16 protein-coding genes are annotated in these 25,816 nt (G+C 71.8%); 13 read left to right on the top strand and 3 right to left on the bottom strand.

The window, feature by feature from the left end:
* Positions 1-200: 200 nt before the first annotated feature.
* Complete coding sequence (ligA, locus tag ACFVQ3_RS16505; RefSeq protein WP_387641265.1) at positions 201-2,810, top strand: NAD-dependent DNA ligase LigA; 2,610 nt, start codon at positions 201-203, stop codon at positions 2,808-2,810.
* A 60-nt stretch (positions 2,811-2,870) separates the two neighbouring features.
* On the opposite strand, the gene ACFVQ3_RS16500 is transcribed toward ligA, so the two are convergent.
* Positions 2,871-3,854, bottom strand: a complete 984-nt coding sequence (locus ACFVQ3_RS16500) for a dihydrodipicolinate synthase family protein (protein ID WP_387641262.1) — start codon at positions 3,852-3,854, stop codon at positions 2,871-2,873.
* An 81-nt stretch (positions 3,855-3,935) separates the two neighbouring features.
* On the opposite strand from ACFVQ3_RS16500, the gene ACFVQ3_RS16495 reads away from it, so the two are divergent.
* A complete protein-coding gene (locus ACFVQ3_RS16495; RefSeq protein WP_387641260.1) occupies positions 3,936-5,054 on the top strand; it encodes a hypothetical protein in 1,119 nt (372 codons plus the stop codon).
* Positions 5,055-5,204: 150 nt separating this feature from the next.
* On the opposite strand, the gene ACFVQ3_RS16490 is transcribed toward ACFVQ3_RS16495, so the two are convergent.
* Together ACFVQ3_RS16490 and ACFVQ3_RS16485 are read right to left on the bottom strand one after the other, a co-directional pair.
* Positions 5,205-5,870 (bottom strand): ThuA domain-containing protein, encoded by a 666-nt coding sequence (locus tag ACFVQ3_RS16490; protein ID WP_387641326.1) that lies wholly within the window; start codon positions 5,868-5,870, stop codon positions 5,205-5,207.
* A 17-nt stretch (positions 5,871-5,887) separates the two neighbouring features.
* Entirely contained in the window at positions 5,888-7,021 is a 1,134-nt protein-coding gene (locus ACFVQ3_RS16485; protein ID WP_387641323.1) for an ROK family protein, read from the bottom strand.
* Between the two features lie 429 nt (positions 7,022-7,450).
* Between ACFVQ3_RS16485 and ACFVQ3_RS16480 the strand changes: the two genes are divergently transcribed.
* The 11 genes from ACFVQ3_RS16480 to ACFVQ3_RS16430 all read left to right on the top strand — a co-directional run bounded on the left by ACFVQ3_RS16480 (position 7,451) and on the right by ACFVQ3_RS16430 (position 25,761).
* Positions 7,451-8,977, top strand: a complete 1,527-nt coding sequence (locus tag ACFVQ3_RS16480; protein ID WP_387641258.1) for a sugar ABC transporter ATP-binding protein — start codon at positions 7,451-7,453, stop codon at positions 8,975-8,977.
* Positions 8,974-10,029 carry an ABC transporter permease gene (locus ACFVQ3_RS16475; protein WP_387641256.1) on the top strand — a complete coding sequence of 352 codons (1,056 nt, stop codon included), beginning with the start codon at positions 8,974-8,976 and terminating at the stop codon, positions 10,027-10,029. The genes ACFVQ3_RS16480 and ACFVQ3_RS16475 overlap by 4 nt, the downstream gene beginning before the upstream one ends.
* 130 nt (positions 10,030-10,159) lie before the next feature.
* Positions 10,160-11,221 (top strand): substrate-binding domain-containing protein, encoded by a 1,062-nt coding sequence (locus ACFVQ3_RS16470; protein ID WP_387641254.1) that lies wholly within the window; start codon positions 10,160-10,162, stop codon positions 11,219-11,221.
* Positions 11,222-11,309: 88 nt separating this feature from the next.
* A complete protein-coding gene (locus ACFVQ3_RS16465) occupies positions 11,310-12,485 on the top strand; it encodes a Gfo/Idh/MocA family protein (protein ID WP_387641251.1) in 1,176 nt (391 codons plus the stop codon).
* Between the two features lie 161 nt (positions 12,486-12,646).
* A complete protein-coding gene (locus tag ACFVQ3_RS16460; protein ID WP_387641248.1) occupies positions 12,647-18,178 on the top strand; it encodes a ThuA domain-containing protein in 5,532 nt (1,843 codons plus the stop codon).
* A 400-nt stretch (positions 18,179-18,578) separates the two neighbouring features.
* Positions 18,579-19,268 (top strand): hypothetical protein, encoded by a 690-nt coding sequence (locus tag ACFVQ3_RS16455; protein ID WP_387641245.1) that lies wholly within the window; start codon positions 18,579-18,581, stop codon positions 19,266-19,268.
* An 83-nt stretch (positions 19,269-19,351) separates the two neighbouring features.
* Positions 19,352-20,356 (top strand): sugar phosphate isomerase/epimerase family protein, encoded by a 1,005-nt coding sequence (locus ACFVQ3_RS16450; protein ID WP_387641242.1) that lies wholly within the window; start codon positions 19,352-19,354, stop codon positions 20,354-20,356.
* Positions 20,357-20,631: 275 nt separating this feature from the next.
* A complete protein-coding gene (locus ACFVQ3_RS16445; protein WP_387641239.1) occupies positions 20,632-21,894 on the top strand; it encodes a Gfo/Idh/MocA family protein in 1,263 nt (420 codons plus the stop codon).
* The gene (locus ACFVQ3_RS16440; protein ID WP_387641236.1) at positions 21,891-23,504 is read left to right on the top strand and encodes a sugar ABC transporter ATP-binding protein; all 1,614 of its coding nucleotides are present in this window, start codon (positions 21,891-21,893) and stop codon (positions 23,502-23,504) included. Before ACFVQ3_RS16445 ends, ACFVQ3_RS16440 begins: the two co-directional genes overlap by 4 nt.
* Complete coding sequence (locus tag ACFVQ3_RS16435; RefSeq protein ID WP_387641233.1) at positions 23,501-24,667, top strand: ABC transporter permease; 1,167 nt, start codon at positions 23,501-23,503, stop codon at positions 24,665-24,667. The genes ACFVQ3_RS16440 and ACFVQ3_RS16435 overlap by 4 nt, the downstream gene beginning before the upstream one ends.
* The gene (locus ACFVQ3_RS16430) at positions 24,664-25,761 is read left to right on the top strand and encodes an ABC transporter permease (protein WP_387641230.1); all 1,098 of its coding nucleotides are present in this window, start codon (positions 24,664-24,666) and stop codon (positions 25,759-25,761) included. Before ACFVQ3_RS16435 ends, ACFVQ3_RS16430 begins: the two co-directional genes overlap by 4 nt.
* Positions 25,762-25,816 lie beyond the last annotated feature (55 nt).

Here is a 25,816-nt window from a genome sequence, read left to right as displayed (position 1 = left end):
CAGCGCCCCCGCGTCCTCCAGCGCGGGGGCGCTGCTCCGCGTCCGGTCCGGGAGCACCCGTGCCCGACGGCGGAGCTCGCCTCGGGCGTCCGGTGGGCGTCCCCGAGGTGGGCCGGCGGGCACGGGTGAGCGGCGCCGTCGGGCAGGACGCGCCGCCGCCGGGACGCGCGGCTGTCGGTGGGGCGAGCGATGATGGGCACGTGAACGACGCCACCCCGCCGCACCCCGTGACCAGCCCCGACAGCACGACCGAGGCCGTCGCGGCCACCGCTTCCGCCACCGCCGTCGTCCCCGACGCCGCGCCTGCGCTCGACGAGGCGGCGGCGCAGCGTCGGTGGGCCGAGCTCGTCGCCCAGCTCGAGGCCGACCAGCGGGCCTACTACGAGGCGGACGCCCCCGTGTCGTCCGACGCCGACTACGACGCCCGCATGCGCGAGCTCGAGGCGCTCGAGGCGGCGCACCCCGCGCTCCAGACCCCCGAGTCACCCACGCAGCGCGTCGGCGGGCGTGCCGCGACGGGCTTCGCGACCGTCGAGCACCTCGAGCGCATGCTCTCGCTCGACAACGTGTTCAGCGCGGAGGAGCTGGAGGCGTGGGACGTACGCGTGCACCGTGACCTGGGGGTCGCTCCCGAGGAGTCCGTCGAGTACCTGTCCGAGGTGAAGATCGACGGTCTCGCGATCGCGCTGCTGTACGAGAAGGGGCGTCTCGTGCGGGCCGCGACGCGCGGCGACGGGCGCGAGGGCGAGGACATCACGCAGAACGCGCTGCGCATCGCCGAGATCCCGCAGACCCTGCGTGGTGAGGGCCACCCGGACGTCGTCGAGGTGCGGGGAGAGGTCTTCATCCCCGTGGCCGCGTTCGACCGCCTCAACGCGCTGCAGGTCGAGATGCGGGGTCGAGCGGTCGAGGAGGCGCGCGAGCGTGCGGTGGGACGGGGGACCGTGCTCGACGAGGCGCGCGCGAAGGACGCTGCGCTGCGACGGTTCCCGGCCTTCGCGAACGCTCGCAACGCGGCGGCAGGTGGGCTGCGGCAGATGCTGGACAAGAAGTCCGGCCTCGACCTCGAGGCGGGCCTCGCCCGGGTGGAGTCGCTCCGGCTCTACGCGCACGGCGTCGGCGCGCTCCAGTGGCAGGAGGGGGAGCACACCGAGCTCGGGCGCCAGTCGGACGCCTACGCGCTGTTCGAGCAGTGGGGCATCCCCGTCTCGCCGCACAACCGGGTCGTCGACGGGATCGCGGGCGTGCAGGACATGATCACGTACTTCGGCGAGCACCGGCACGACATCGAGCACGAGCTCGACGGGATCGTGGTCAAGGTCGACGAGCTCGCGCTCCAGCGCCGCCTCGGGTCCACGAGCCGCGCACCGCGGTGGGCCATCGCCTACAAGTACCCGCCCGAGGAGGTCAACACGCGCCTGCTCGCGATCCAGGTGGGGGTCGGGCGGACCGGCCGGGCAACCCCGTACGCCGTGATGGAGCCCGTGCTCGTCGCGGGCAGCACGGTGCGCCAGGCGACGCTGCACAACCAGGACGTCGTGCGCGCCAAGGGCGTGCTGATCGGTGACGTCGTGGTGCTGCGCAAGGCCGGGGACGTCATCCCGGAGATCCTCGGGCCGGTCGGCGCGCTGCGCGAGGACGGCGTGCAGCGTACGGAGTTCGTCATGCCCGCCGAGTGCCCCGAGTGCGGCACGCCGCTGCGCCCTATGAAGGAGGGCGACGTCGACCTGCGCTGCCCCAACGCCGAGAGCTGCCCGGCCCAGGTCCGCGGGCGGGTCGAGCACATCGGCTCCCGCGGCGGCCTCGACGTCGAGGCGCTCGGCGAGGTCACCGCGGCCGCGCTCACGCAGCCCTACGAGCCCGCCGAGCCTCCGCTGCGGACCGAGAAGAACCTGTTCGGGCTCACGGTCGACCAGCTCGCCCCGATCCGCGTCGTCGTCCGTGACCCGGAGACCGGGCTGCCCCGGCCGTTCGAAGGGGTGGGGGAGTCGGGCGAGGTGGAGATGTCCGACGGCTCGGTGCTGCGGGCCAAGGTCGTCCGGCCGTTCCAGAAGGTCACCGCGCGCACCTACCCGCCAGGGTTCGAGGACGCCACCCCCGCCGAGCGACGGGCCGCGGGCGTGCGGAAGGACTTCCCGGTGTACGGACCGTCGACCACCGCGCAGACGCTCGTGGACGAGCTGCGGATCGCGCGGACCAAGGACCTGTGGCGCATCCTCGTGAGCCTCAACATCCGGCACGTCGGGCCGGTCGCCGCCCGGGCGCTCGCGGAGTGGTTCGGGTCGCTCGACGCGATCCGGGCCGCGAGCCGGGAGGAGCTCGCCGCGGTCGAGGGCGTCGGACCGGTCATCGCCGACGAGGTGCTCGCCTGGTTCGAGGTGGACTGGCACCAGGAGATCGTCGAGACGTGGAAGCTGGACGGCGTCCGGTTCGAGACCCCGGGCCACCCCGGCCCCGGCGCCCGCCAGCAGCCGACCGGCCCCCTCGCAGGACTGACCGTCGTGGTCACGGGAGGCCTCGACGGGTTCTCGCGCGACGGCGCCAAGGAGGCGATCCTCACCGCGGGCGGCAAGGCCTCGGGCTCGGTGTCCAAGAAGACCGACTACGTGGTCGTCGGGGAGAACGCGGGCTCCAAGGAGACCAAGGCCAGGGACCTGGGCCTGCGGATCCTCGACGAGGCCGGGTTCGTGGCGCTGCTCGCGGGCGGACCGGCGGCGGTCGGCGACGGGCCGGACGAGGACGCGGACGCACCCGGCGGGCTCGACGGCACCGGGGAGGACTCGGGTCCCGAGGGCCCGACGGCCGACTGACGGCACGCACGGCTCCGGCAGGGCCCACGGTGGCCCGCCTGGGTGCCCGATCGGAGCCCTCTACGTCGTGGGGCCAGGCTCCCCGGGACCCGGTACCCCAGGGCCGGGCAGCGCGGCCGGTCGGCGTGCCAGCACGGCCCGCAGTCCTGCGGTCTGCTCGGGTGGCGTCGCCAGGACCGGCCCCCGTGGCGGGCCGGTCGGCACGTCGAGCAGCTCGGCGAGCGCGTGGAGTCCCGCGACGGGCCGCAGCCGCCCGAGCTCGCGGGCCAGGGCGAGGATCCAGGACCGCTCCACGACCGCGTCGAGGGGCCGCCGGTCGACGTGCGCGCGGCGCACCACGACGTACTCGTCGGGCACGAGGGCTGCGAGCCCGGTGTGCCAGGCGTCGCTCGACGGCAGGGTCGTGAAGGCGCCCTCGGTCATGGCGAGGTCGCCGCTCAGCCCCACGGCGAAGGGCTCGCCCGCGACCGCGGTCCGGACGGCGTCCAGCCGTGCGCCCACGTCCGTCCGCCCCGCGGGTTCCTTGAGGCCTCGGAGCCTGGCGGTGGAGGCGAGGTGGGCCAGGACCTCGGGCGTCACGTCGTACCCGCTCTGGGCAGGCCGGTTGTAGAAGCACACGGGCAGGTCCGTCTCGGCGGCCACGGACTCGAACAGGGCCACGACCTCGGCGTCGACGAGCGGGACGTACGCGAAGGGGGTCAGGACCAGCCCGTCGGCCCCGCCGGCCTGCGCGGCGACCGCGTTCCGCACGGCCTCGGCGGTCGAGGGGGCCGCGACCGCGACGTGCACCGGGACCCGCCGCCCCGAGGGGCCGGGACCGGCGTCGTGCGCCGCGCGGACCGCGGCGGTCACCACGGCGGCGCGCTCCCCGGGGGAGAAGGACGTGCCCGCGCCCGACGACGCGAGGACCGTGACGCCGTCGACCCCGGCACGGACCGCGTCCTGGACGAGGCACGCCAGCGCGCCCAGGTCGGGGAGCCCGTCGGTGCCCAGCGGCGTGATCGGGTAGGCGAGCAGCCCGCTGAAGGGTGTCGGGGAGGTCATCTCCGAGATGGTGCCACAGGCCGACCGCCGAGCGATGGTCGGCCCGGCCAGTGAAGTGGTACCCGCGTCTACGATGCGTTCATGACTCAGGCGACCCCCGCGACCCAGCCCTCCCCGCACGACACCGCCCCGCAGGACCGCGCCCAGGTGCGCGGCGCGCACCTCGTCGGTTCCGTGAACCTTCCCACGGCCGAGGACACGTTCCGCACGGTCGCCGCGCACGCGGGCACGCACCTCAGGCGCATCCCCGACGGCGAGGTCGGCGAGCGCTTCCACTGGATCCTCTTCCAGGGCGAGCGCTTCGACGCCGCACCGGGCCTGGCACGGTTGCCGATCGAGCCGGTGGTCGTCGCCGGGTTCGACGTACGTCCTCTCGTGCTCGACGGCTCGGTCCCGGCGGACGAGCTGGCCTTCGGCGAGCTGGGCTACGCGGCCGCGGCGGCGGCGTCGTACGCGGACTTCGCGCGGCTGTGCGGGGAGGGTGCGATCCCCGCGGGCACCCGCTTCCAGGTGTGCCTGCCCACGCCGCTCGCCCCCGTCGTGGCCTTCGTCGTCCCCGACGCGCGAGAGGCCGTCTACCCCGCCTATGAGGCCGCGATGCTGCGCGAGATCGAGGCGATCGTCGCCGCGGTCCCCGCGGACGACCTCGCGATCCAGCTCGACCTCGCGAGCGAGTTCGCACTGATCGAAGGTGCGAACCTCGGTGCCGGCCCGGCCCAGGCGTGGTTCGCGGTCGACTCCGACGAGGTGCTCGCGGGCTGCGTCGCGCGCGCCGCTCGCGTGGCCTCCGCGGTGCCCGCGGGCGTCGAGCTCGGCTTCCACCTCTGCTACGGCGACGTCGCCGAGAAGCACTTCGTCGAGCCGTCCGACACGCGCCGCCTGGTCGAGGTCGCGAACGGGCTGGCTGCGACCGTCTCGCGCGAGATCGCGTGGTTCCACCTGCCCGTGCCGATCGAGCGCGACGACGTCGAGTACGTCGCCCCGCTCGCGGACCTCACGATCGACGACGCGACCGAGCTCTACCTCGGCGTGGTGCACCACGAGGACGGTGTCGAGGGCGCGCAGCGTCGCCTCGCTGCTGCGACCCAGGTCCTGGGCCGCGAGGTCGGCGTGGGCACCGAGTGCGGGTTCGGGCGCGGCCCGAGCGAGCGCACCGGCCCGCTGCTCGACGTGCACACGGCGGTCGCGCGCCCCTGGTAGGAGTGCCCGCTGCCCGACGGCGCAGCGTACGTCGGTGACCGGACGTGCCCCGGTGCGTGGCAGCGCCGGGAGCACGAACGGTCGACGACCCCGACGGGTCGTCGACCGTTCGTCGTGCTCGTGCGCTCGCCCGCTAGGTGCGGGGGAGCGTCACCGGGCGGCCCACAGCAGCCCGCGCTCGATCACGGTGCGCAGCGCGGGGGTCTCGAGGTCGGCGAGCTGGTGCCCCGGCGCGCACACGAAGATGCGTCCCTCGCCCCACTGACGGGTCCAGATCGAGGGGGAGACGACGGGGGAGCGCCACGGGGAGCCGGCCGTGGGTTCGATGGTCGTGGTCGCGAGGACCTCGTTGAGCGAGTCCGCGAGCACCCAGTACTGCTCGGAGCGGAGGGTGATCGGTCCGACGCCGGCGACGATCGGGTGGTCGGCGTGCTCGGGCAGGATCTCGACGGTGTGCTCGACCAGGTCTCCCGGGTGCGCGGCGAACTGGCCGCCGAGCATCTGCAGGTAGTCCGTGGCCATGCGGTACGAGTCGATGATCCCGCCGTGCCAGCCCGCGAGACCCGTCCCGCTCGTCACGGCCTGGCGCAGGCCGCGCATCTCGTCGGGCAGGATCTCGCCCATGGTCCAGGACTGGACGATCAGGTCGACGCCGGCCATGTACTCGGCGTCCGCGTACACCTCGAGAGAGGACTCGACGACGACGTCGAAGCCCGACTCCTTGAGGAAGGGGAGGAAGAGGTCGGTGCTCTCCTCGGGGGAGTGGCCTGGCCATCCTCCCCGGACGATCAGGGCCCGACGGTCCGGCACGCTCATGAGTCCTCCGTTGGCGCTCACGCGATCAGGGCATCGATCGCTGCGGGAGAGAGTACGTGATCGATCGCCATGGCGCTCGCACCGAGCACGCCCGCCTGCCCCCGTGCCTGGGACGTGACGATGCGCAGGTGCTGCGTGGCCAGCGGCAGCGAGCGCTGGTAGACGATCTCGCGGATGCCCGCGATGAGGTGCTCTCCCGCGTCGGCGATGACGCCGCCGACCACGATCATGGAGGGGTTGAGCAGGCTCACGCACGCGGCGAGGACGGCTCCGATGTCGCGCCCGGCCTGGCGCACGGCGTGGGACGCCATGAGGTCGCCACCGCGCACGAGCGACACGACGTCGCCGCTGTTGGTGGCCTCCAGACCCTCCTTCTTGAGGGCGCCCGCGATGGCCTGGCCGCTCGCGACGGCCTCGAGGCAGCCGATGTTGCCGCAGCGGCATGGGGTGTCCGTCGCGTTGGGCACGGCGATGTGGCCGATGTCGCCGGCCGCGCCCTGGGCGCCGCGGCGCAGCTCGCCGTCCGAGATGACCCCCGCGCCGATGCCGGTGGCGACCTTGACGAAGAGCAGGTCGCTCACGCCGGGCCACGCGGTGCGGTGCTCGCCGAGGGCCATGATGTTGACGTCGTTGTCCACGAGGACCGAGGCGTCGAACGTCCGCTTGAGGATCGCGGGCACGTCGACGTCGTCCCACGCGGGCATGATGGGCGGGTTGATGGGGCGCCCGGTCGAGTGCTCGACGGGCCCGGGGAGCCCGACGCCGACGCTCACCAGGTCCTTGAGGTCGCGCCCGGTCGTCGCGATGAGCTTCTCGCCCGTCTCGGCGACCCAGGCGAGGACGTTCTCGGGGCCGTCGGAGATGGCGAGCGGTGCGTCGACCTCCGCGAGGACGTTCGAGGCGAGGTCCGTGACCGCGAGGCGCGCGTGCGTCGCGCCCAGGTCCACGGCGAGGACGATGCGTGCACCGGGGCTGAAGGCGAACGTCACGGGCGGTCTGCCGCCGGTCGAGCTCGCCTCGCCCGCGGGGGCGATGAGCCCGGAGGCCATCAGCAGGTCGATGCGGGCCGCGATCGTCGACCGCGCCTGCCCGGTGATCGCGGCGAGGTCAGCCCGCGTGCGGGGTTGGCCGTCGCGGAGCAGCTGGAACATGTCCCCGGCGCCGGTCGGGCGGGGGGCGAACTTCAGCAGTTCCTCGGTGGGCACGATGTATCACGGAGCCTCTCGTTGCTACGCAGTGGTGACAATCCGTCTAGCGTACTGCGATCTTCGGCTTTTGCTTGACGATCGACAAAAGCCGACCTAGCGTGTGGTTTGCTGCGGCAAGGTCGCCGGAGCCCTGCGAGAGCTCGCGCCTCGCCGGCCGGGACCCCGGAGCTCCTGTCGTTCGACCGTTTCCTCCTCTATGCACCGCTCGTCGCGCAGTGTCGCGGTGACCCTCGAGTGACCTGGGTCACGCGACGGGAGCCCCTGGCGGTTCGGACGGTCATGCCCACTTTTGTCGGTCACGGTGGGGTAACGAAGCGAAAGTTCGAGATCTTCTGCTTGACCGCCGTCAAAAGGTCCGTTAGTTTCTCCCACATGGTCAACGCAGACCCTCAGCCCACCCGGCCGCTCCTGCAGATGCAGGGCATCGTCAAGCAGTTTCCCGGCGCCCGAGCACTCGACGGCGTCGATCTCGACATCCTCCCCGGAGAGGTCCACTGCCTCCTCGGCCAGAACGGTGCCGGCAAGTCCACCCTCATCAAGGTGCTCGCCGGCGCGCACCAGCCCAACGAGGGGCAGATCCTCATCGACGGCGAGGTCGTCACGATCCCGCACCCCGTGGCCGCGCTCAAGCTCGGGGTCGCCACGATGTACCAGGAGCTCGACGTCGTCGACGGCCTGACCGTCGCCGAGAACATCTACCTCGGGCACGAGCTGTCGACCGCGGGCTTCTCCAGCCGGCGCACGGCGGCCAAGAACACGCGTGAGCTCATGAAGCGCCTCGGGCACCCCGAGATCTCGCCCCACCGCGAGGTGGGTGAGCTGTCCGCCGCGGGCAAGCAGATCGTGTCCATGGCGCGCGCACTCTCGCACGACGCACGGGTCATCGTCATGGACGAGCCCTCCGCGGTGCTCGACAGCGAAGAGGTCGAGAACCTGTTCCGCGTCGTGCGCCAGCTCACCGGGAGCGGGGTCGCGATCGTCTACATCTCGCACCGCCTCGAGGAGATCCGTGCGATCGGCGACCGGATCACGGTCCTCAAGGACGGGCGCACGGTCGCGCAGAACCTCGCGGTCTCGCAGACCCCGACGGCCGAGCTCATCAAGCTCATGACGGGGCGCGCGGTCGACAACGTCTTCCCCGAGCGTGCGCCGGTCGCCGACGAGGCGGACGTGCTGCTCGCGGTCGAGTCGCTCGGGCTCGAAGGGAAGTTCGCGGACGTCTCGTTCGAGGTCCGCGCGGGTGAGGTCCTGGGCTTCGCCGGGCTCGTCGGCTCCGGCCGCTCCGAGATCCTCGAGACCGTCTACGGGGCGCGTCGAGCGACCGAGGGCACCGTCGCCGTCGCGGGCAAGAAGCTCCGAGGCGGCTCGGTCGCCGCCGCGGTCGACGCGGGCATCGGCCTGTGCCCCGAGGAGCGCAAGAGCCAGGGCCTGCTGCTCGACGAGCCGGTCTACCGCAACATCACCCTCTCGACGTTCGGGCGCTTCGCGAAGGCGGGCTTCCTCGACGAGAGGGCGGAGCGGGCCGCGGCGAAGGAGCAGGCCGTCTCGCTCGACCTGCGTCCCGCAGGGGTCGAGCGGAACGCCCGGACGCTGTCCGGCGGCAACCAGCAGAAGGCGCTCCTGGCGCGCTGGCTCGTGCACGGGTGCCGGGTCCTCCTGCTCGACGAGCCCACCCGGGGCGTCGACGTCGGGGCGCGCGCCGAGATCTACGCACTGATCCGCGACCTCGCGGCGTCGGGTGCGGCCGTGCTCGTGGTCTCGAGCGAGATCGACGAGGTGCTCGGTCTCTCCGACCGCGTCCTCGTGATCTCGGAGGGACGCGTCGTGCACGAAGGCCCAGCAGATTCGATCGACGAGCACGGCGTGCTCGACCTCGTCATGGAAGGAAGTGCCGCATGAGCGAGCAGGAGGTGGCTCGCGCCGCCGTCGTGGACGGACCGGGGCACGCCCCGAGCTCCGAGGTCCCCGAGGGCAGACGGTCGCGCCGCAATTTGTTCAGTGGATCGGTCGGCCGGAACATCGGCCTCGTCGTGGCGCTCGTCGCGCTGTGCGTCGTCGGGTACGCGACCGCGGGGGAGAACTTCGCGAACGTCAACAACCTGCTGACGATCCTGCGCCTGGCCGCCGTCCTGGGCGTCCTGAGCATCGGGATGACCTTCGTCATCACGGGCGGCGGGATCGACCTGTCCGTCGGGTCCGTCATGGGGCTGGCCACGGTCTGGGCGAGCACGCTCGCGACCCAGACCATGGCCGCCGACACCCACTGGATCGTCATGGTCGGCGTGGCGCTCGCGGTCGGCACGGCGTGCGGCCTGATCAACGGTGTCCTCGTCGCCTACGGCAAGGTCGTCGCATTCATGGCGACCCTCGCCATGATGGTGGGCGCCCGTGGTCTCGCCGAGATGATCTCCAACCGGCAGACGCAGCGCGTCACCGAGGTCGACGCGTTCCTCGACTTCTTCCGCGCGGACCTGCTCGGCGTCCCCGTGCTCGTGTGGATGTTCGCGGTCGTGGCGGTCGCGGGCTGGTTCCTCCTCAACCGCACGACGTTCGGCCGCCGCACGGTCGCCGTCGGCGGGAACCCCGAGGCGGCCCGGCTCGCGGGCATCAAGGTGAAGCGCCACACGATGTACCTCTACGGCCTGGTCGGTCTCACGACCGGCATCGCGGCCGTCATGATGCTCGCCCGCACGACGGCCGGGTCCTCGACGAACGGCCTGTTCTACGAGCTCGACGTCATCGCGGCGGTCGTCGTCGGCGGGACGCTCCTCGTGGGTGGTCGCGGCACGATCGTCGGCACCGTGCTCGGTGTCCTCATCTTCACCACGCTGACCAACGTCTTCACGCAGAACAACATGTCGACGTCGGCCCAGGCCGTCGCGAAGGGCGTGATCATCGTGGTCGCCGTGCTCCTCCAGCAGCGCTTCGCCTCGCGCGCCAGATCGGCCTGACGCCCCGCCGTCGGGGCTTCTCGCACCGCACCACCGCACTGCGGCACCACGGCTCCGCCCCCCCGGGGCCGGACCCCAGCACGTCCCGTCCCAACCAGCACCAGCAGGACCAGAATCAAGGGAGATCCTCATGTCCGCTCGTACCCGCACCTCGGCGCGTCGCCGCCTGGCCCTCGCCACCGTGGCCCTCACCTCGGTCGCGCTGTTCGCCTCGGCCTGCACCTCGAACACCCCGCAGGCCGAGGAGACCGGCGCCGCCGCCGCCCCTGTCGCGTCGTCCGACAACGACGCGTCGGGCGACAAGGTCGTCATCGGCTTCTCGGCCCCGGCCGCCGACCACGGCTGGATGGGAGCCATCACCAAGGCCGCCCAGGCCGAGGCCGCCAAGTACGACGACGTCGAGCTCAAGGTCGCCGAGGGCACCAACGACGTCAACCTCCAGATCAGCCAGATCGAGACCTTCATCAACGACGGCGTCGACGCGATCGTCATCCTGCCGTTCGACGGCGCCGCCCTGACCGAGGTCGCGACCGACGCCATGGAGGCCGGGATCACGGTCATCAACGTCGACCGCGAGTTCTCCAGCCCGTTCGCCGCGCGCGCCACCGTCCTCGGCGACAACTACGGCATGGGCGTGAGCGCCGGCACGTACATCTGCGAGCAGCTCGGCGACAACCCGGATGCCGTCGTCGCCGAGATCGCGGGCATCGACTCGCTGCCCCTGACGCAGGACCGCAGCCAGGGCTTCGCCGACGCGCTCAAGGGCTGCGGGCTCGACGTGAGCAACCGCGTCGCGGCGGACTTCACCGTCCAGGGCGGCGAGCAGGCCGCGTCGAACCTCCTCCAGGCCGCACCCAAGATCGACGCGATCTGGAACCACGACGACGACCAGGGCATCGGCGTGCTCTCCGCGATCGACGCGGCGGGCCGTGACGAGTTCTTCATGGTCGGCGGCGCCGGCTCGAAGGACGTCATGGAGGACATCAAGGCGGGCGACACGGTCCTGCAGGCCACGGTCGTCTACCCGTCCACGCAGGCCGCCGACGGCATCAAGCTCGCCCGCCTCGCGGTCCAGGGCAAGTCGATGAGCGACCTCGCCTCGATGGGCGTCCCGCGCCAGATCCAGCTGTACGCGCCGGTCGTGACCAAGGACAACGTCGACGAGTACCTGCCGTCGGCCTTCCAGTCCTGAGCACGTCCCACCGCTGACGTCGCGGGCGGGGAGCTGCGCCCGGTGGGTGCCCCGCCCGCGACGTCCACCACGAAAGGAAGTGCCTGAGATGGCGCAAGACGATCACCCGACCCTCGGGATCGGCATGGTCGGGTACTCGTTCATGGGGGCTGCCCACTCGCAGGGATGGCGCACCGCACCGCGGTTCTTCGACCTGCCGCTCGCGCCCGAGATGCGCGTGCTGGCCGGCCGCGACGCCACAGCGGTCACGGCGGCGGCGCACAGGCTCGGCTGGGACGACGTCGAGACCGACTGGCGCAAGCTCGTGGCACGCGACGACGTCGACCTGGTCGACATCTGCACCCCGGGCGACACGCACGCCGAGATCGCGATCGCGGCGCTCGAGGCGGGCAAGCACGTGCTGTGCGAGAAGCCGCTGGCCAACACGGTCGCCGAGGCCGAGCTCATGGTCGCCGCCGCCGAGGCGGCGGCCGAGCGCGGCGTGCTCTCCACGGTCGGCTTCACGTACCGCCGGGTTCCCGCGGTCCAGCTCGCGCGCCAGCTCGTCGTCGACGGCCGGATCGGTACGATCCGCCACGTGCGCGCCCAGTACCTCCAGGACTGGATCGCCGACGAGAACGTGCCGCTCTCGTGGCGCCTCGACAAGACCAAGGCCGGGTCCGGGGCGCTCGGCGACATCGGTGCCCACATCATCGACCTCGCGCAGTTCGTCACGGGCGAGTCGATCACCGGGGTCTCGGGCATCCTCGAGACGTTCGTCGACGAGCGTCCGATCGCGACCGGCTTCTCGGGCCTGTCCGGCACCGCCGGCACCGAGAAGGGGCCTGTCACGGTCGACGACGCCGCGGTGTTCCTCGCGCGGCTCACGGGCGGCGGGCTGGGGGTCTTCGAGGCCACCCGCTTCGCCTACGGGCGCAAGAACGCGATCCGGCTCGAGATCAACGGCTCGCGCGGCTCGGTGGCGTTCGACTTCGAGGACATGAACGTCCTGCACTTCTTCGACGCGTCGGACGACCCGCAGGTCGCAGGCTTCCGGCGGATCGTCGTGACCGAGCCCCAGCACGCGTACATCGCGAGCTGGTGGCCCGCGGGCCACGGCCTCGGCTACGAGCACGCGTTCACGCACCAGGCCGTCGACCTCGTGCGCGACGTCGCGGCCGGCACCCAGCCCACCCCGTCCTTCGCGGACGGCCTCGCCGTCCAGCGGATCCTTCACGCCGTCGAGCGCAGCGCTGCGTCCGACAGCGACTGGCAGCAGGTCTGAGAGGAGGTCCACCGTCCCGCCGACCCGGCGGGGGAGCCACGTGGAACGTGGTGCGAGATGCCCGGCGGAGCAGGTCCGTCACCGGCGACGACGGGTCATGGCCGATGCCGTCGTCGCCCCGGAGCGCAGCACCCTTGTCCCATCATCACAAGGAGTCCTTGGTGAGAAACGTGCTCTGGAGAGCACCGCGCGCAACGATGCGCACGGTCGCGGCCGTCGCCGCTACCGCGGTGGCCCTCCCACTGTCCATGGCGACCGGGGCGGCGGCATTCGCCGCTGAACCGGGCGCCGCCCTCAGCTCCGTCCAGCCCGCCGCGTCCGTCGCGGCCGCCCCGGAGGCCGCTGCGGCGCCCTTCGACGCGCTGATCTTCTCCAAGACCGCCGGGTTCCGGCACGACGCGATCCCTGCCGGGATCACGGCGATCGAGAAGCTCGGCACCGAGAACGGCTTCACGGTCGACGTCACGGAGGACGCGGCCGACTTCAACGACGCGAACCTCGCCCAGTACGAGGTCGTGATCTGGCTCTCGACGACCGGCGACGTGCTCAACACCGAGCAGCAGGCCTCGTTCGAGCGGTACATCGCGAACGGCGGCGGCTACGCCGGCGTGCACGCGGCCTCCGACACCGAGTACGACTGGCCCTGGTACGGCGGCCTCGTGGGCGCCTACTTCTCCGGTCACCCGCAGAACCAGGACGCCACGATCAAGGTCGAGGACGGGGTCCACCCCTCGACCGCGCACCTGCCGTCCCGGTGGGACCGGCACGACGAGTGGTACAACTTCCGCACGAGCCCGCGCGACAAGGTCCACGTGCTCGCGAGCCTCGACGAGACGTCCTACGACGCGGGCAGCGCCAAGATGGGCTCCGACCACCCGATCGCCTGGTGCCAGACCTACGAGGGCGGACGCTCCTGGTACACCGGTGGCGGCCACACGCAGGCCAGCTACACCGAGCCGAACTTCGTCGAGCACCTGCTGGGCGGCATCCAGACCGCCGCGGGCGTCGTCGACTCGGACTGCAACGCGACGCAGAGCGCGAGCTTCGAGCGCGTCGCGCTCGACGAGGACACGAGCAACCCGATGATGCTCGACGTCGCACCCGACGGCACGGTGTTCTACGCCGAGCGTGACGGCCGCGTCCGCCGCATCGACCACGACGCCAACGTCACCTCGACGGCGCTCACGCTCAACGTGACGCAGGCGAACGAGGACGGTCTGCTCGGCCTGGTGCTCGACCCGGACTTCGCCGCGAACGGTTGGCTGTACGCCTACTGGTCGCCCGCGAACACCGGGTCGGACGGCCCGCACAACAGGATCTCGCGCTTCACGTACGACACGGCGTCGAAGACGTTCGACCTGGCGAGCGAGAAGAAGCTCCTGACCGTGGCGACGCAGCGTGACACGTGCTGCCACGCGGGCGGGGACATGATCTTCGACGAGGACGGCAACCTGATCCTCGCCACGGGCGACAACACCAACCCGTTCGAGTCGGGCGGCTTCACGCCGACCGACGAGCGAGCGGGCCGCAAGAACTACGACGCGCAGGGCTCGTCGGCGAACTCGAACGACCTGCGCGGCAAGGTCCTGCGCATCACGCCGCAGGACGACGGGACGTACACGGTCCCCGAGGGCAACATGTTCGCCCCGGGCACGGACAAGACGCGCCCCGAGATCTACGCCATGGGATTCCGCAACCCGTTCCGGATCGGTCTCGACCCGGCCTCGGGCAACGTCCTGGTCGCCGACTACGGCCCCGACTCGGGGGCGGCCGACCCGGCCCGCGGTCCTCGTGGTGCGGTCGAGTGGAACGTCGTGAGCGAGCCGGGCTTCTACGGCTGGCCGTACTGCACGGGCGCCAACACGTCGTACATCGACTACAACTTCGCGACCGGCCAGTCCGGTGCGTCGTTCGACTGCGCGGCGGGCGCGACCAACGACTCGCCCAACAACACGGGCATCCAGAAGCTCCCGGCCGCCGTCGCTGCCGAGATCTGGTACACCGGCGCGGCCAACCCGCAGTTCCCCGAGATCGGTGGGGGCGGTGCCCCCATGGGCGGCCCCGTGTACGAGTTCGACCCCGAGCTCGACTCCGACGTGAAGTGGCCCGCGTACTGGGACGGCAAGGCGCTGTTCGGCGAGTGGAACCACGGCACGATGTTCTCGATCCAGCTTGACGGCGACAAGCGTGACCAGATCGTCGACATCAACCGGATCATGCCGGGCGTCCTCGACCCGTCCAACGGTTTCGACCGTCCGATGGACTTCGACTTCGGTCCCGACGGCGCGCTCTACGTGATCGACTGGGGCTCGGGCTTCGGCGGCAACAACGACTCGAGCGCGGTCTACAAGGTCAACTACGTCCAGGGTGACCCGTCGCCCATCGCGCACGCCCAGGCGGACGTGACGAGCGGCTCCGCGCCCCTGACGGTCCAGTTCTCCTCGGAGGGCACCCGCCACCCGGCGGGCGAGCCCATCTCGCTCCAGTGGACGTTCGGTGACGGCTCCGCGCCGTCGACCGAGGCGAACCCGACCCACACGTACACCGAGAACGGCTCCTACACGGCGCAGCTCACGGTGAGCGACACGGACGGCAAGCTCGCCGTCGCGAACGTCACGGTCGTCGTGGGCAACCAGTCGCCCGTGGTGAAGATCGAGTTCCCGGACAACGGCGGGTTCTTCGAGTGGGGCGACCAGGTCCGCTACCGGATCACGGTCGACGACCCCGACGGCGAGGTGGACTGCTCCACGGTGGCGCTGCGCACCTCGCTCGGACACGACTCGCACGCGCACCCCATGGAGGAGCTGTACGGCTGCGAGGGCGTGCTCCAGACCGCTCGCGACGAGGGGCACGGCATCGAGTCGAACATCTTCTGGGTCATCGAGGGCTCGTACACGGACGACGGCGGCGACGCCGGCGTGCCCCTCACGGGCAACGCGCTCCAGGTGCTCCAGCCCAAGCGCGTCCAGTCGGAGTTCTACACCTCGACCGGTCGTGAGACCTCGATCGGCACGGGCGGCACCCCCGGCGTCCAGAAGGAGACCACCTCGGACTCCGCGGGCGGCGGCCAGAACCTGGGCTACATCGAGCCCGGTGACTGGTGGGCGCACGAGCCCGTGAGCCTGGCCAACGTCGAGGCGATCAGCCTGCGCGTGGCCTCGCCCAACGCGGGCGGTGTCGTCTCGCTGCGCTGGGACGCGGCGGACGGCCCCGAGATCGGCCGGATCACCGTGCCGAACACGGGCGACTGGCAGGTCTACCGCGACGTGTCGACGCAGCTGACGAACGTGCCGGAAGGCAGCGGGACGCTCTACTTCGTCCTGCTCTCGGGCGGCATCAACGTCAACTGGATGGACATCGAGGGCCGCGGCGTGACGGACAACATCCGTCCCGACGTCGAGCTCGACGTGCCCACGCTCGTCGGTCCGGCCCCGCTGACGGTCACCGCGACCGCGACGGGCACCGACCCCGACGGCGAGGCGTCCGACCTGGTGTACGCGTGGGACGACGGGCTCGGCGGCGGGTTCGTCGACGGCGGTCCGGAGTTCTCGCACACGTACACGGCCGCGGGCACCTACCGGCTCCAGGTCCGCGTGACCGACGCCGGCGGCGCCTACACGGTCAAGTACGTGAACATCAAGGTCAACGAGACCGGCCCGGTCATGTGCTTCTCGGGCCGTTCGGACGACTTCACGGGGACCGCGGTGGACGAGGACCGCTGGTCCACGATCATCCGCCGGGACCAGAAGCTCGCGGTCTCCGACGGTCACCTGGTGATCCCCGCGAGCAAGGCGGACTTCTACGGCCAGGGCGAGGGACCGGTGTCCAACATCGTCCTGCAGGACCTGCCCTCGGGTCCGTGGACGGCGACCACCAAGGTCACCTTCCCGGCACGCGCGCAGTACCAGCAGGCCGGCCTGCTCCTGTGGGGCGACGGTGACAACTACGCCAAGATGGTCATCCAGGGCCGTGGGACCGGGGCCAACCCGAACTCGCGCGTCTTCCAGTTCATCCGCGAGGAGAACGGCACGCCGAACGAGGTCGCAGCGTCCAACGTGAACATCACGACGGACTTCCCGGACACGTTCTACGTGCGCTACACGAGCGACGGGTCGAACCTGCGGGCGTACTACTCGGCCGACGGCCTGGACTTCACGGCCATGTCCGAGACGAAGTCGCTGCACGGGCTCGTGAACCCGAAGATCGGGCTCGTCGCGTTCGCGAACGACGGCTCCGTCCCGGACGTCGTCGACGCGAAGTTCGACTGGTTCCACATCACGCCGGACGACACGGCCACCGCGGCCGGGCCGGACGACCAGTTCGAGGGGACGTCGCTCGACGGCTGCCGCTGGAACACGGTGGTCCGTCCCGACGCGTCGGGTCTGCGGGTCGCGGGCGGCAAGCTCGAGATCGACACCACGCCCACGGACATCTACGGCACGGGCAACACCGACGTGCCGAACATCGTCCTGCAGGACCAGCCTGCCGGTGACTGGACCGTCGAGACCAAGGTCGACGGCTCGACGTTCAACCAGCAGTACCAGCAGGGTGGTCTGATCCTCTACGGCGACGACGACAACTACGTCAAGCTGGACTTCATCACGAAGAACCAGCCGGGCGCGGCGGTCGACCGTGGTCTCGAGATGCGCAGCGAGGCCGGCGCGACCGTCCTCAACCCGCAGCCCAACGTCAACAACCTGACGCAGGGCGTGTGGTGGCTGCGCCTGGCCAAGGTGGGCACGACCTTCACCGGCTCGTACAGCGCCGACGGCGTGACGTGGACCGAGATCGCCGAGAAGGTGACCAACCCGGGTCTGGCCGACGCCAAGATCGGTCTGTACGCCCTGGGAGCGGCCCAGCAGGCCTCCGCGACCGCGACGTTCGACCACTTCAAGGTCGTGGGCCCGGCCGCCGAGCCGCTCACGGTGAGCGGGTCGCTCGACCCGGCCTCGCCGTCGGGCGCGAACGGCTGGTGGACCGGACCGGTGACCGTCACGGTCGCCACCACGGGCGGTGCGGTCGGCCAGCAGGTCTACCGCGAGTACCAGCTCGACGGCGGCGCGTGGGCCGAGTACACGGCCCCCGTGGTCGTGGCGGCCCCGGGCGAGCACACGCTCAAGGTGCGGGCCTCGGCCGGCACCGAGAACGTGACGGGTGCCGACGTGGTGGTCAAGATCGACGCCGACGGCCCGAGCGTGGCGGCGACGCTGCGCGAGGACCGCACGGTCGAGGTCGTCGCCACGGACGCCGTCTCGGGCATCGCCTCGGTCGAGTACTCGCTCGACGGGACGACCTGGGCCGCGTACGAGGCCCCGGTCGCCGTCGGCGACGAGGCCGTGACGTTCGCGTACCGCGCGACCGACCTGGCAGGCAACGTCACGACGCAGTCGGTCGACGTGCCCGCCGGCGAGACCGTCCCCGTGACGGTCTCGGCAGCCCCCAAGTGCGTCGCGAACCGCGTGACGCTCGCGGTCACGGCCGTGAACTCGGGCGACGCCCCGGTCACGATCGTGGTCCGCTCGGCCTACGGCACCAAGACCTTCACGGGCGTCGCGGCGGGCAAGTCGGCCCACCAGTCGTTCGCGACCCGTGCGGCGTCGATCGCCGCCGGACAGGTCACGGTCACCGCGACGGACTCCGAGGGGAGGACCACCACCTACACGGTCGACCACGCCGCGGCGAGCTGCGGCTGACCGGCCCCGGTGAGGTCGTGGCGGTGACGCCGCGACCTCACCGGCAACGACCGGTGTGCCGTGGAGCGTCGACCGACGTGTGCTGACGAGGGCCCTTCGGCCGGGACCTCGCCAGCACGGTCGAAGGCCGCGCACACCCGGGTGCTCCCCGGACGTCCGACGCGAGTCGGCGTCCTGGGGAGCACCGGCCCCCGGCACCGGAACCCCGGTGCTCCGGCCGGTGCCGGGAGCCACCCCTCCGACAGCGGAGGGGACGCCCGCGGGACACCCGTCCCGCGGGCGAGCACCACCGGCTGCACCGCCGCGCGAGGCGCGGTCCGTGCAGCGCACGTCCAGCAGTACCGTTCGGTCCACCGGGCCGCACAGCCCGACGCACGACCCCTTCCTTCACGACGAGGTGATGAGCGACATGACTCAGCAGGCGAACCGGCACACCGGTCCCGACCGGGCGCGCACCCCGCGCCCTCGCGCCCGCTCCGGCCCCCTGAGCCGCCCCCTGGCAGGCGTCCTCGGGCGCCTGCGCGCGGCCACGGCCGCGGGCGTGGCCCTGCTGCTCGGGGCGCTGCTCGCGACCGTGCTCGGCGCGGCCCCGGCGAGCGCGCACGGCGGCGACATCATCCTGTCGATCGGCGGCGACGGCGCCGGCGGCATCTCGGTCAACGTGACCTACAAGACGGACGGGCACCCGGTCGAGGAGATCGTCGACGTCATGGTCACCGCGGTGTCCGACGCGGGCACCGAGATCGGTCCTCTCCAGCTCTCGTCGGCCTCCGAGGGCGTCGGCTGGTACACGTCCGCGCCGGACGTGCTGGCCGACGGCCACTGGACCGTGACCGCGACGACGACCACCCCGGTCGCCACGACCGCGACCTCGCAGATCGACGTGGTCCCGCCGCCCGCCGCACCCGCACCTGCGGAGGGCGGCGCGGAGGTCGGTGCCGAGGGAGAGGGAGCCTCGGCAGCGGCGGCGAGCGACGAGGGGTCGGGCGTCCCGACGGCGGCGCTCGTCGTGGGGGGCGCGGTCCTGCTCCTCGCGGTGGGGGCCGTGCTCGTGGCCCGTCGCCGGACGGCGGCCGCCAAGCGTCCGTAGGGCGCCGTCATCGAGACCACAGACCGCAGGACGAGCACCGAGACATCCCGGACCACGGGCGTCGGAACGAAGGAGACATCGACATGGCACGACCCATCACCCTGTTCACCGGCCAGTGGGCCGACCTGCCCTTCGAGGAGGTCGTGCGCCTCGCGTCGGGCTGGGGCTACGACGGCCTGGAGATCGCCTGCTGGGGCGACCACCTGGACCCGTGGCGCTGGGACGACGAGGAGTACGTCGCGGGCAAGCTCGCGCTGCTCGAGGCGCACGGGCTGAAGGTCTACGCGATCTCGAACCACCTCAAGGGTCAGGCGGTGTGCGACGACCCGATCGACCAGCGGCACCGCGACATCCTGTCGGACCGCGTGTGGGGCGACGGCGACCCCGAGGGCGTGCGGCAGCGCGCTGCCGAGGAGATGAAGAACACCGCTCGACTCGCGGCGAAGCTGGGCGTCACGACGGTCGTGGGCTTCACGGGCTCGTCGATCTGGAAGTACGTCGCGATGTTCCCGCCGGCGTCGCAGGACATGATCGACGCGGGCTACCAGGACTTCGCGGACCGCTGGAACCCGATCCTCGACGTGTTCGACGAGGTCGGGGTCCGCTTCGCCCACGAGGTGCACCCGAGCGAGATCGCGTACGACTACTGGACCACGGTCCGCACGCTCGAGGCGATCGGCCACCGCAAGGCGTTCGGCCTCAACTGGGACCCGAGCCACATGGTGTGGCAGGACCTGGACCCCGTCGGGTTCCTGTGGGACTTCCAGGACCGGATCTACCACGTGGACTGCAAGGACACGAAGAAGCGCATGCACAACGGCCGCAACGGGCGGCTGGGGTCGCACCTGGCATGGGCCGACCCCCGTCGCGGCTGGGACTTCATCTCGACCGGCCACGGCGACGTGCCCTGGGAGGACGCGTTCCGGATGCTCAACAGCATCGGTTACGACGGCCCGATCTCGGTCGAGTGGGAGGACGCGGGCATGGACCGCCTCGTCGGTGCGCCCGAGGCGCTCGCCTTCGTCAAGCAGTACGCGTTCGAGGCTCCGGAGGCCGCGTTCGACGCGGCGTTCTCGACCAAGGAGTAGTCACCGAGCCCACCGCGAGGGCGTCCTCCCGTCCCGGGAGGGCGCCCTTCGGCGTGCGCGGCGCGACGCCGGGCCGGGGGCGTCGGGCCGTCCGCGGGCGTCCCCGGGGCCTCGTCGACGGGCTGGAGGAGCACGGTTCTGCGCTGTACGAGGGGCGGTTTGCCGCGCAGCGGCGCGCTTCCTCAATTGTTTAACCGATGGAGTTACTAAACGGTGACATCAAACATCCGGCTTTTGCTTGACGCTCGTCATAAGTCGGCCCTACGGTATGGGACATGCGAGCCGAAGAAGTCGCGCGAGACCACGGGGCCATCGACGCCCCCACCGTCCGGACGGAGCTGTCCGCCCTGGACGGCCGCCCCGTCGTGGGGACCGCGACCACCCCCGTTCTTGTCCACCCCGCGACCGACCTGCTGCCGAGCCGGCTGCCCGCCGCGGGCTACCGCGCCGGCATCATCGGCACCGGATTCATCGGGGAGGTCCACGCCCGTGCGATCCGCACGGCCGGGGGAGACCTCGTCTCGGTCGCCGGCATCGACGCGCCCGGCGCACGCGAGGCCGCCGCCGACCTCGGGGCCCAGGGGTACGCGGCCACGTCGCAGGAGCTCATCGACGACCCGGACATCGACGTGGTGCACATCTGCACCCCCAACTTCCTGCACGTCCCGCTCGCCACGGCCGCGCTGGCCGCGGGCAAGCACGTGGTCTGCGAGAAGCCCCTCGCGATGGACCTCGAGGGCGCGATCGCGCTCGCCGGTCTCGCCGAGGAGGCCGCCGCCGGGGACGGCCGCGTCGCCGTCGTGCCCTTCGCCTACCGCTTCCACCCCATGGTGCGCGAGGCACGCGCACGGGTCCGCAGCGGCGCGGTCGGCACCATCAGCCTCGTGCACGGCTCCTACCTCCAGGACTGGCTCCTGCGGGCGAGCGACGACAACTGGCGCGTCGACCCCGCGCTCGGCGGCGCGAGCCGCGCGTTCGGCGACATCGGCTCGCACTTCTGCGACCTCCTCGAGTTCACGACGGGCCAGCGCATCGCGCGGCTCGTCGCGCAGACCGCCACCATCAACGCCGAGCGCACGGGCGCCGACGGGCGGCCCGCGGCGGTCCGCACCGAGGACGCCGTGACGCTGCAGTACGAGACCGACGGGGGAGCGCTCGGCTCGGCCGTCATCAGCCAGGTCTCGGCCGGCCGCAAGAACCGGCTCTTCCTCGAGATCTCGGGCTCCGAGTCGACGCTCGCGTTCGACCAGGAGGGGCCCGAGACCCTCTGGGAGGGTCGCCGCGACACGAGCCACCTGCTCATCCGCAACCCCGAGGCGCTCTCGCCCGAGGCTGCCCGCTACTCCCGGCTCCCCGCAGGACACCCGCAGGGATACCAGGACTGCTTCGACGCACTCGTCGGCGACACCGCGGCGGCCATCAACGGGCTCGCGCCCGACGGGCTGCCCACGTTCGCCGACGGGCTCCGGGCCGCCCACCTCGCCGAGGCCGTGGCCCGATCCGCACGCACCGGCACCTGGGTGGAGGTAGAGGCATGACAGCACCGACGGCGGGAGAGGGCGTGACCGCGCCCCTCCTGCGGCTGCGGGGCATCGGCAAGGTCTTCTTCGGCAACTCGGTCCTGCGCGGCATCGACCTCGACGTGCGACCCGGTGAGGTCCACGCGCTCGTCGGGGAGAACGGCGCCGGCAAGTCCACGCTCATGAAGATCATCGCCGGGGTCCACCAGCCCGACGCGGGCACGATGGAGCTCGACGGCGCGCCCGCCACGTTCGCGTCCCCCCTCGCCGCGCAGGCAGCCGGGGTGTCGACCGTCTTCCAGGAGTTCAACCTCCTGCCCGAGCGCACGGTCGCGGAGAACGTGTACCTCGGTCGCGAGCCACGCAGGTTCGGGATCGTCGACGCGCGTCGCATGGCCCGCGACACCGACGAGCTGCTCGCCGACCTCGGTCTGCACGGCCTCGCGTCGTGGATGCGGGTCGGGTCGCTGTCCGTGGCCGAGCAGCAGATCGTCGAGATCGTCAAGGCGGTCTCGTACGACGCCCGCATCATCTCGATGGACGAGCCGACGGCGGCGCTCGCCGACCAGGAGGTCGAGCTGCTCTACGCGCTCGTCCAGCAGCTGCGCTCCCGCGGCGTCGCGATCCTGTACGTCTCGCACCGCCTCAAGGAGATCTTCGACCTCTGCGACACCATCACGGTCCTCAAGGACGGCGACTTCGTCGTGACGACCGCGACGGCAGACATCACCCCGGACCAGCTCGTGCGGACCATGGTCGGTCGCGAGTTCGCGGGCTACTACCCGGACAAGGACCCGGGCACGGTGCCCGGCGCCGTCAAGCTCGCCCTCGCGGGGGCCGGCAACACCCAGGTCGACGGGATCGACCTCGAGGTCCGCGCAGGGGAGATCGTGGCCCTCGCGGGGCTCCAGGGCAGCGGGCGCACCGAGATCGCGCACGGCGTGTTCGGCGTCGCCCCGTTCACCCGGGGCACGGTCCTGCTCGACGGCAGTCCCGTCTCGATCGGCTCGGCACGCGAGGCCGTCCGCCGCGGGCTCGCGCTCGTGACCGAGGACCGCAAGGCCGAGGGCCTGGCCCTCGAGCAGTCGATCTCCGCGAACGCGCGGCTCGTGCTCGACGCCGTGACCCCCGGTTCGTCCGACCGCCGCGCCAGGTCCATCCCCGGCATCCTGTCGTCGCTCGACCTCGTCTCGCGCTCCAAGGACGCCGAGGTCCAGTACCTCTCGGGCGGGAACCAGCAGAAGGTCGTCCTGGCCAAGTGGCTCGTGACGGACCCGTCGGTGATCGTCCTCGACGAACCCACGCGCGGGATCGACGTCGGCGCCAAGCGCGCGGTCTACGACCTCATGCGCACCCTCACGGCGCGCGGCGTCGCGATCCTGCTCATCTCGTCCGAGCTCCCCGAGGTCGTCGCGATGGCCGACCGCATCCTCGTGATGCGCGACGGCCGGGTCGCCGGCGAGCTCCCCGCGGGCAGCGACGAGGAGACCATCATGGCGCTCGCGACCGGTGCAGGAGACACGTCGGAGCACGTCGAGGTCGACCTCTCCGCTCTCGACGTCCCCGTGGGGTCCACCGTCCGGCCACCGCGTCCCGCGCACAGCGACACCCTCCAGGAGGAGAAATGAGCACCGCGGTGAGCACCGCTTCGCCCCGGGCGGGGAGCGCGACGTCCAGCCCCCGACGGCGCCGGCTCGGCTCGACGGGGATCGTCTACCTCGCGCTCGTCGGCATCCTGGTCGTCTCGGCCGGGCTCGTCGCCGCGCAGGGCGGCAGCTTCTTCAGCCAGGGGAACCTGTTCTACCTGCTGTCCCAGACGAGCCTGCTGGGCTTCGTCGCGATCGGCCAGACGTTCGTCATCCTGTGCAAGTCGCTCGACCTGTCGGTCGGGTACGTCGTGGCCTGGTCCTCGCTCGTCGCCGCCACGACCATGGCCGGTGACCCGTCGCGCATCTGGCTCGGCGTGGTCGCGGCGCTCGCGGTCGCCGCGGGCGTCGGTCTGGTCAACGGCCTCGTCATCTCGAAGCTCCGCGTGAACTCGTTCATCGCGACGCTCGGCGTCGGCCTCATCATCAAGGGCTACCTCGACACCCAGTACAAGGGCCCGTCGGGCGAGGTCCCCAAGGCCTTCCAGGGCTTCGGGTACACGCGCATCGGTCCGGTGCCGGTCTCGGTCATCGTGCTCGCGGTGGTCATGGTGCTCGGCGTCGTGCTCCTGACCCGCACCCGTCCGGGGTACCACATGTTCGCGGTCGGCGGGAACATCGACGTCGCGCGTCTCTCGGGGATCCGCACGGACCGGTCGATCATCCTGGCCCACGTCCTGTGCTCGCTGTGCGCGGGTGTCGCCGGACTCCTCATCGCGGCCCGGTTCGGCACGGGCAACGCCCTGGTCTACACGTACGGCTACGACCTCAACTCGATCGCGGCCGTGGTGCTCGGCGGGACCCTGCTCATGGGCGGCCGGGGCTCGATCCTCGGCACGATCGCCGGCGTGCTGATCCTCGCCTCGCTCGACACGGTGTTCAACGTGCTCGACGTCAGCCCGTTCTTCAAGGACGTCCTGCGCGGCGCGATCATCATCGCGGCCGTCGCCATGTACGCCCGCCGTCAGATCGACCCCGCGAGCAGCAGGGCGAGGTTCCGGGCCCTGGCCCAGTCGGTCCGACCCGGCCCCCGCGGCGGCCCGGACGGCACGAGCCCGCAGGACCGCACGAGCCCAGCAGGGCCGGGGACCGCCGCAGGCCCCGAGAACCCGACCGCCACGACCGGCAAGGAGGCCGACCGATGAGCGCAAGCTCTCCAGCGACCAGCCCGAGCACCCCGGGCGGGACGCAGGCCGCCACCCGGAACGGGTTCTCCCGCTGGGTCCAGCGCGTCACGTCGGGCAGCACCTGGACGGTCTACGCCCTGCTGATCGTGGTGTTCGTCGCGATCCTCGTGATGAACCCCTCGTTCGGCGAGCCCATGTCGCTCATGGCCTTCCTCAAGAAGGCGGCGCCGCTGATCGTCCTCGCGATCGGTCAGTACTTCGTCATCGTGTCGGGGGAGTTCGACCTCTCGGTCGGCTCGCTCGTGGGGGCGCAGGTCGTCATCGCGGCCAAGCTCATCGACGGCGAGGACTCCATGACCTGGCCCGTGATCGGCCTCATGGTCCTCTTCGGCCTGGCGGTCGGGCTCGTCAACGGCCTGATCGTCACGCTCCTGAAGGTCCCGTCGTTCATCACGACGCTCGGCATGATGCTCGTGCTCTACGGCGCGATCCGCCTCTGGACCGGCGGGGCGCCCACGGGCTCGCTCACGGACGGCTTCCGTCAGTGGGGCCGCGGTGGTCTGCCGGACACCCCGGGGCAGTTCCAGCTCCCGTACGCGGTGCTCATCACGGTCGTGCTCGGCGTGATCGCGGTCGTGATCATGCGGCGTCCGTTCGGCCGCACGCTCGTCGCGACCGGCGACAACGACGTGGCCGCGGCGTTCTCGGGAGCCTCGGTCTGGTGGGTGCGCACGCGGGCCTTCCTGTTCTCCGGCTTCATGGCCACGGTCGCGGGCATCCTCATCGGCGGCTACGCCGGCGTGACGGCCCAGGTGGGCGAGGGCCTGGAGTTCATGGCGATCACGGCGGTCGTCCTGGGCGGCGTCGTCCTGGGCGGTGGCCGGGGGTCGGTGGTCGCGGCCATGGCCGGCGCACTGACCCTCGAGGCCCTGTTCACCCTGTTCAACCAGCTCAGCCTGCCGTCCACGATCCGGCCCGCGGTCCAGGGCGTGATCATCATCGCCGCGGTGGCCTACGCCGCGATGCCGCGCCGGTCCAAGGCTGCACCGACCACCCCGGCAGGGGTTCCCGAGCCCACCGTCCCCAAGGAGCCCCAGCCAGCAGCGCCCTAGTCCTCCGGTCACCACCCGGAACGCCACACAGATCCGTCCCCGACAGGCCGCCGCA

This window comes from Oerskovia sp. NPDC057915 (assembly GCF_042887685.1).
Taxonomy (GTDB): domain Bacteria; phylum Actinomycetota; class Actinomycetes; order Actinomycetales; family Cellulomonadaceae; genus Oerskovia.
The sequence above is the reverse complement of the archived record's forward strand: the minus strand, read 5'-3'. Positions and strand labels throughout refer to the sequence as shown.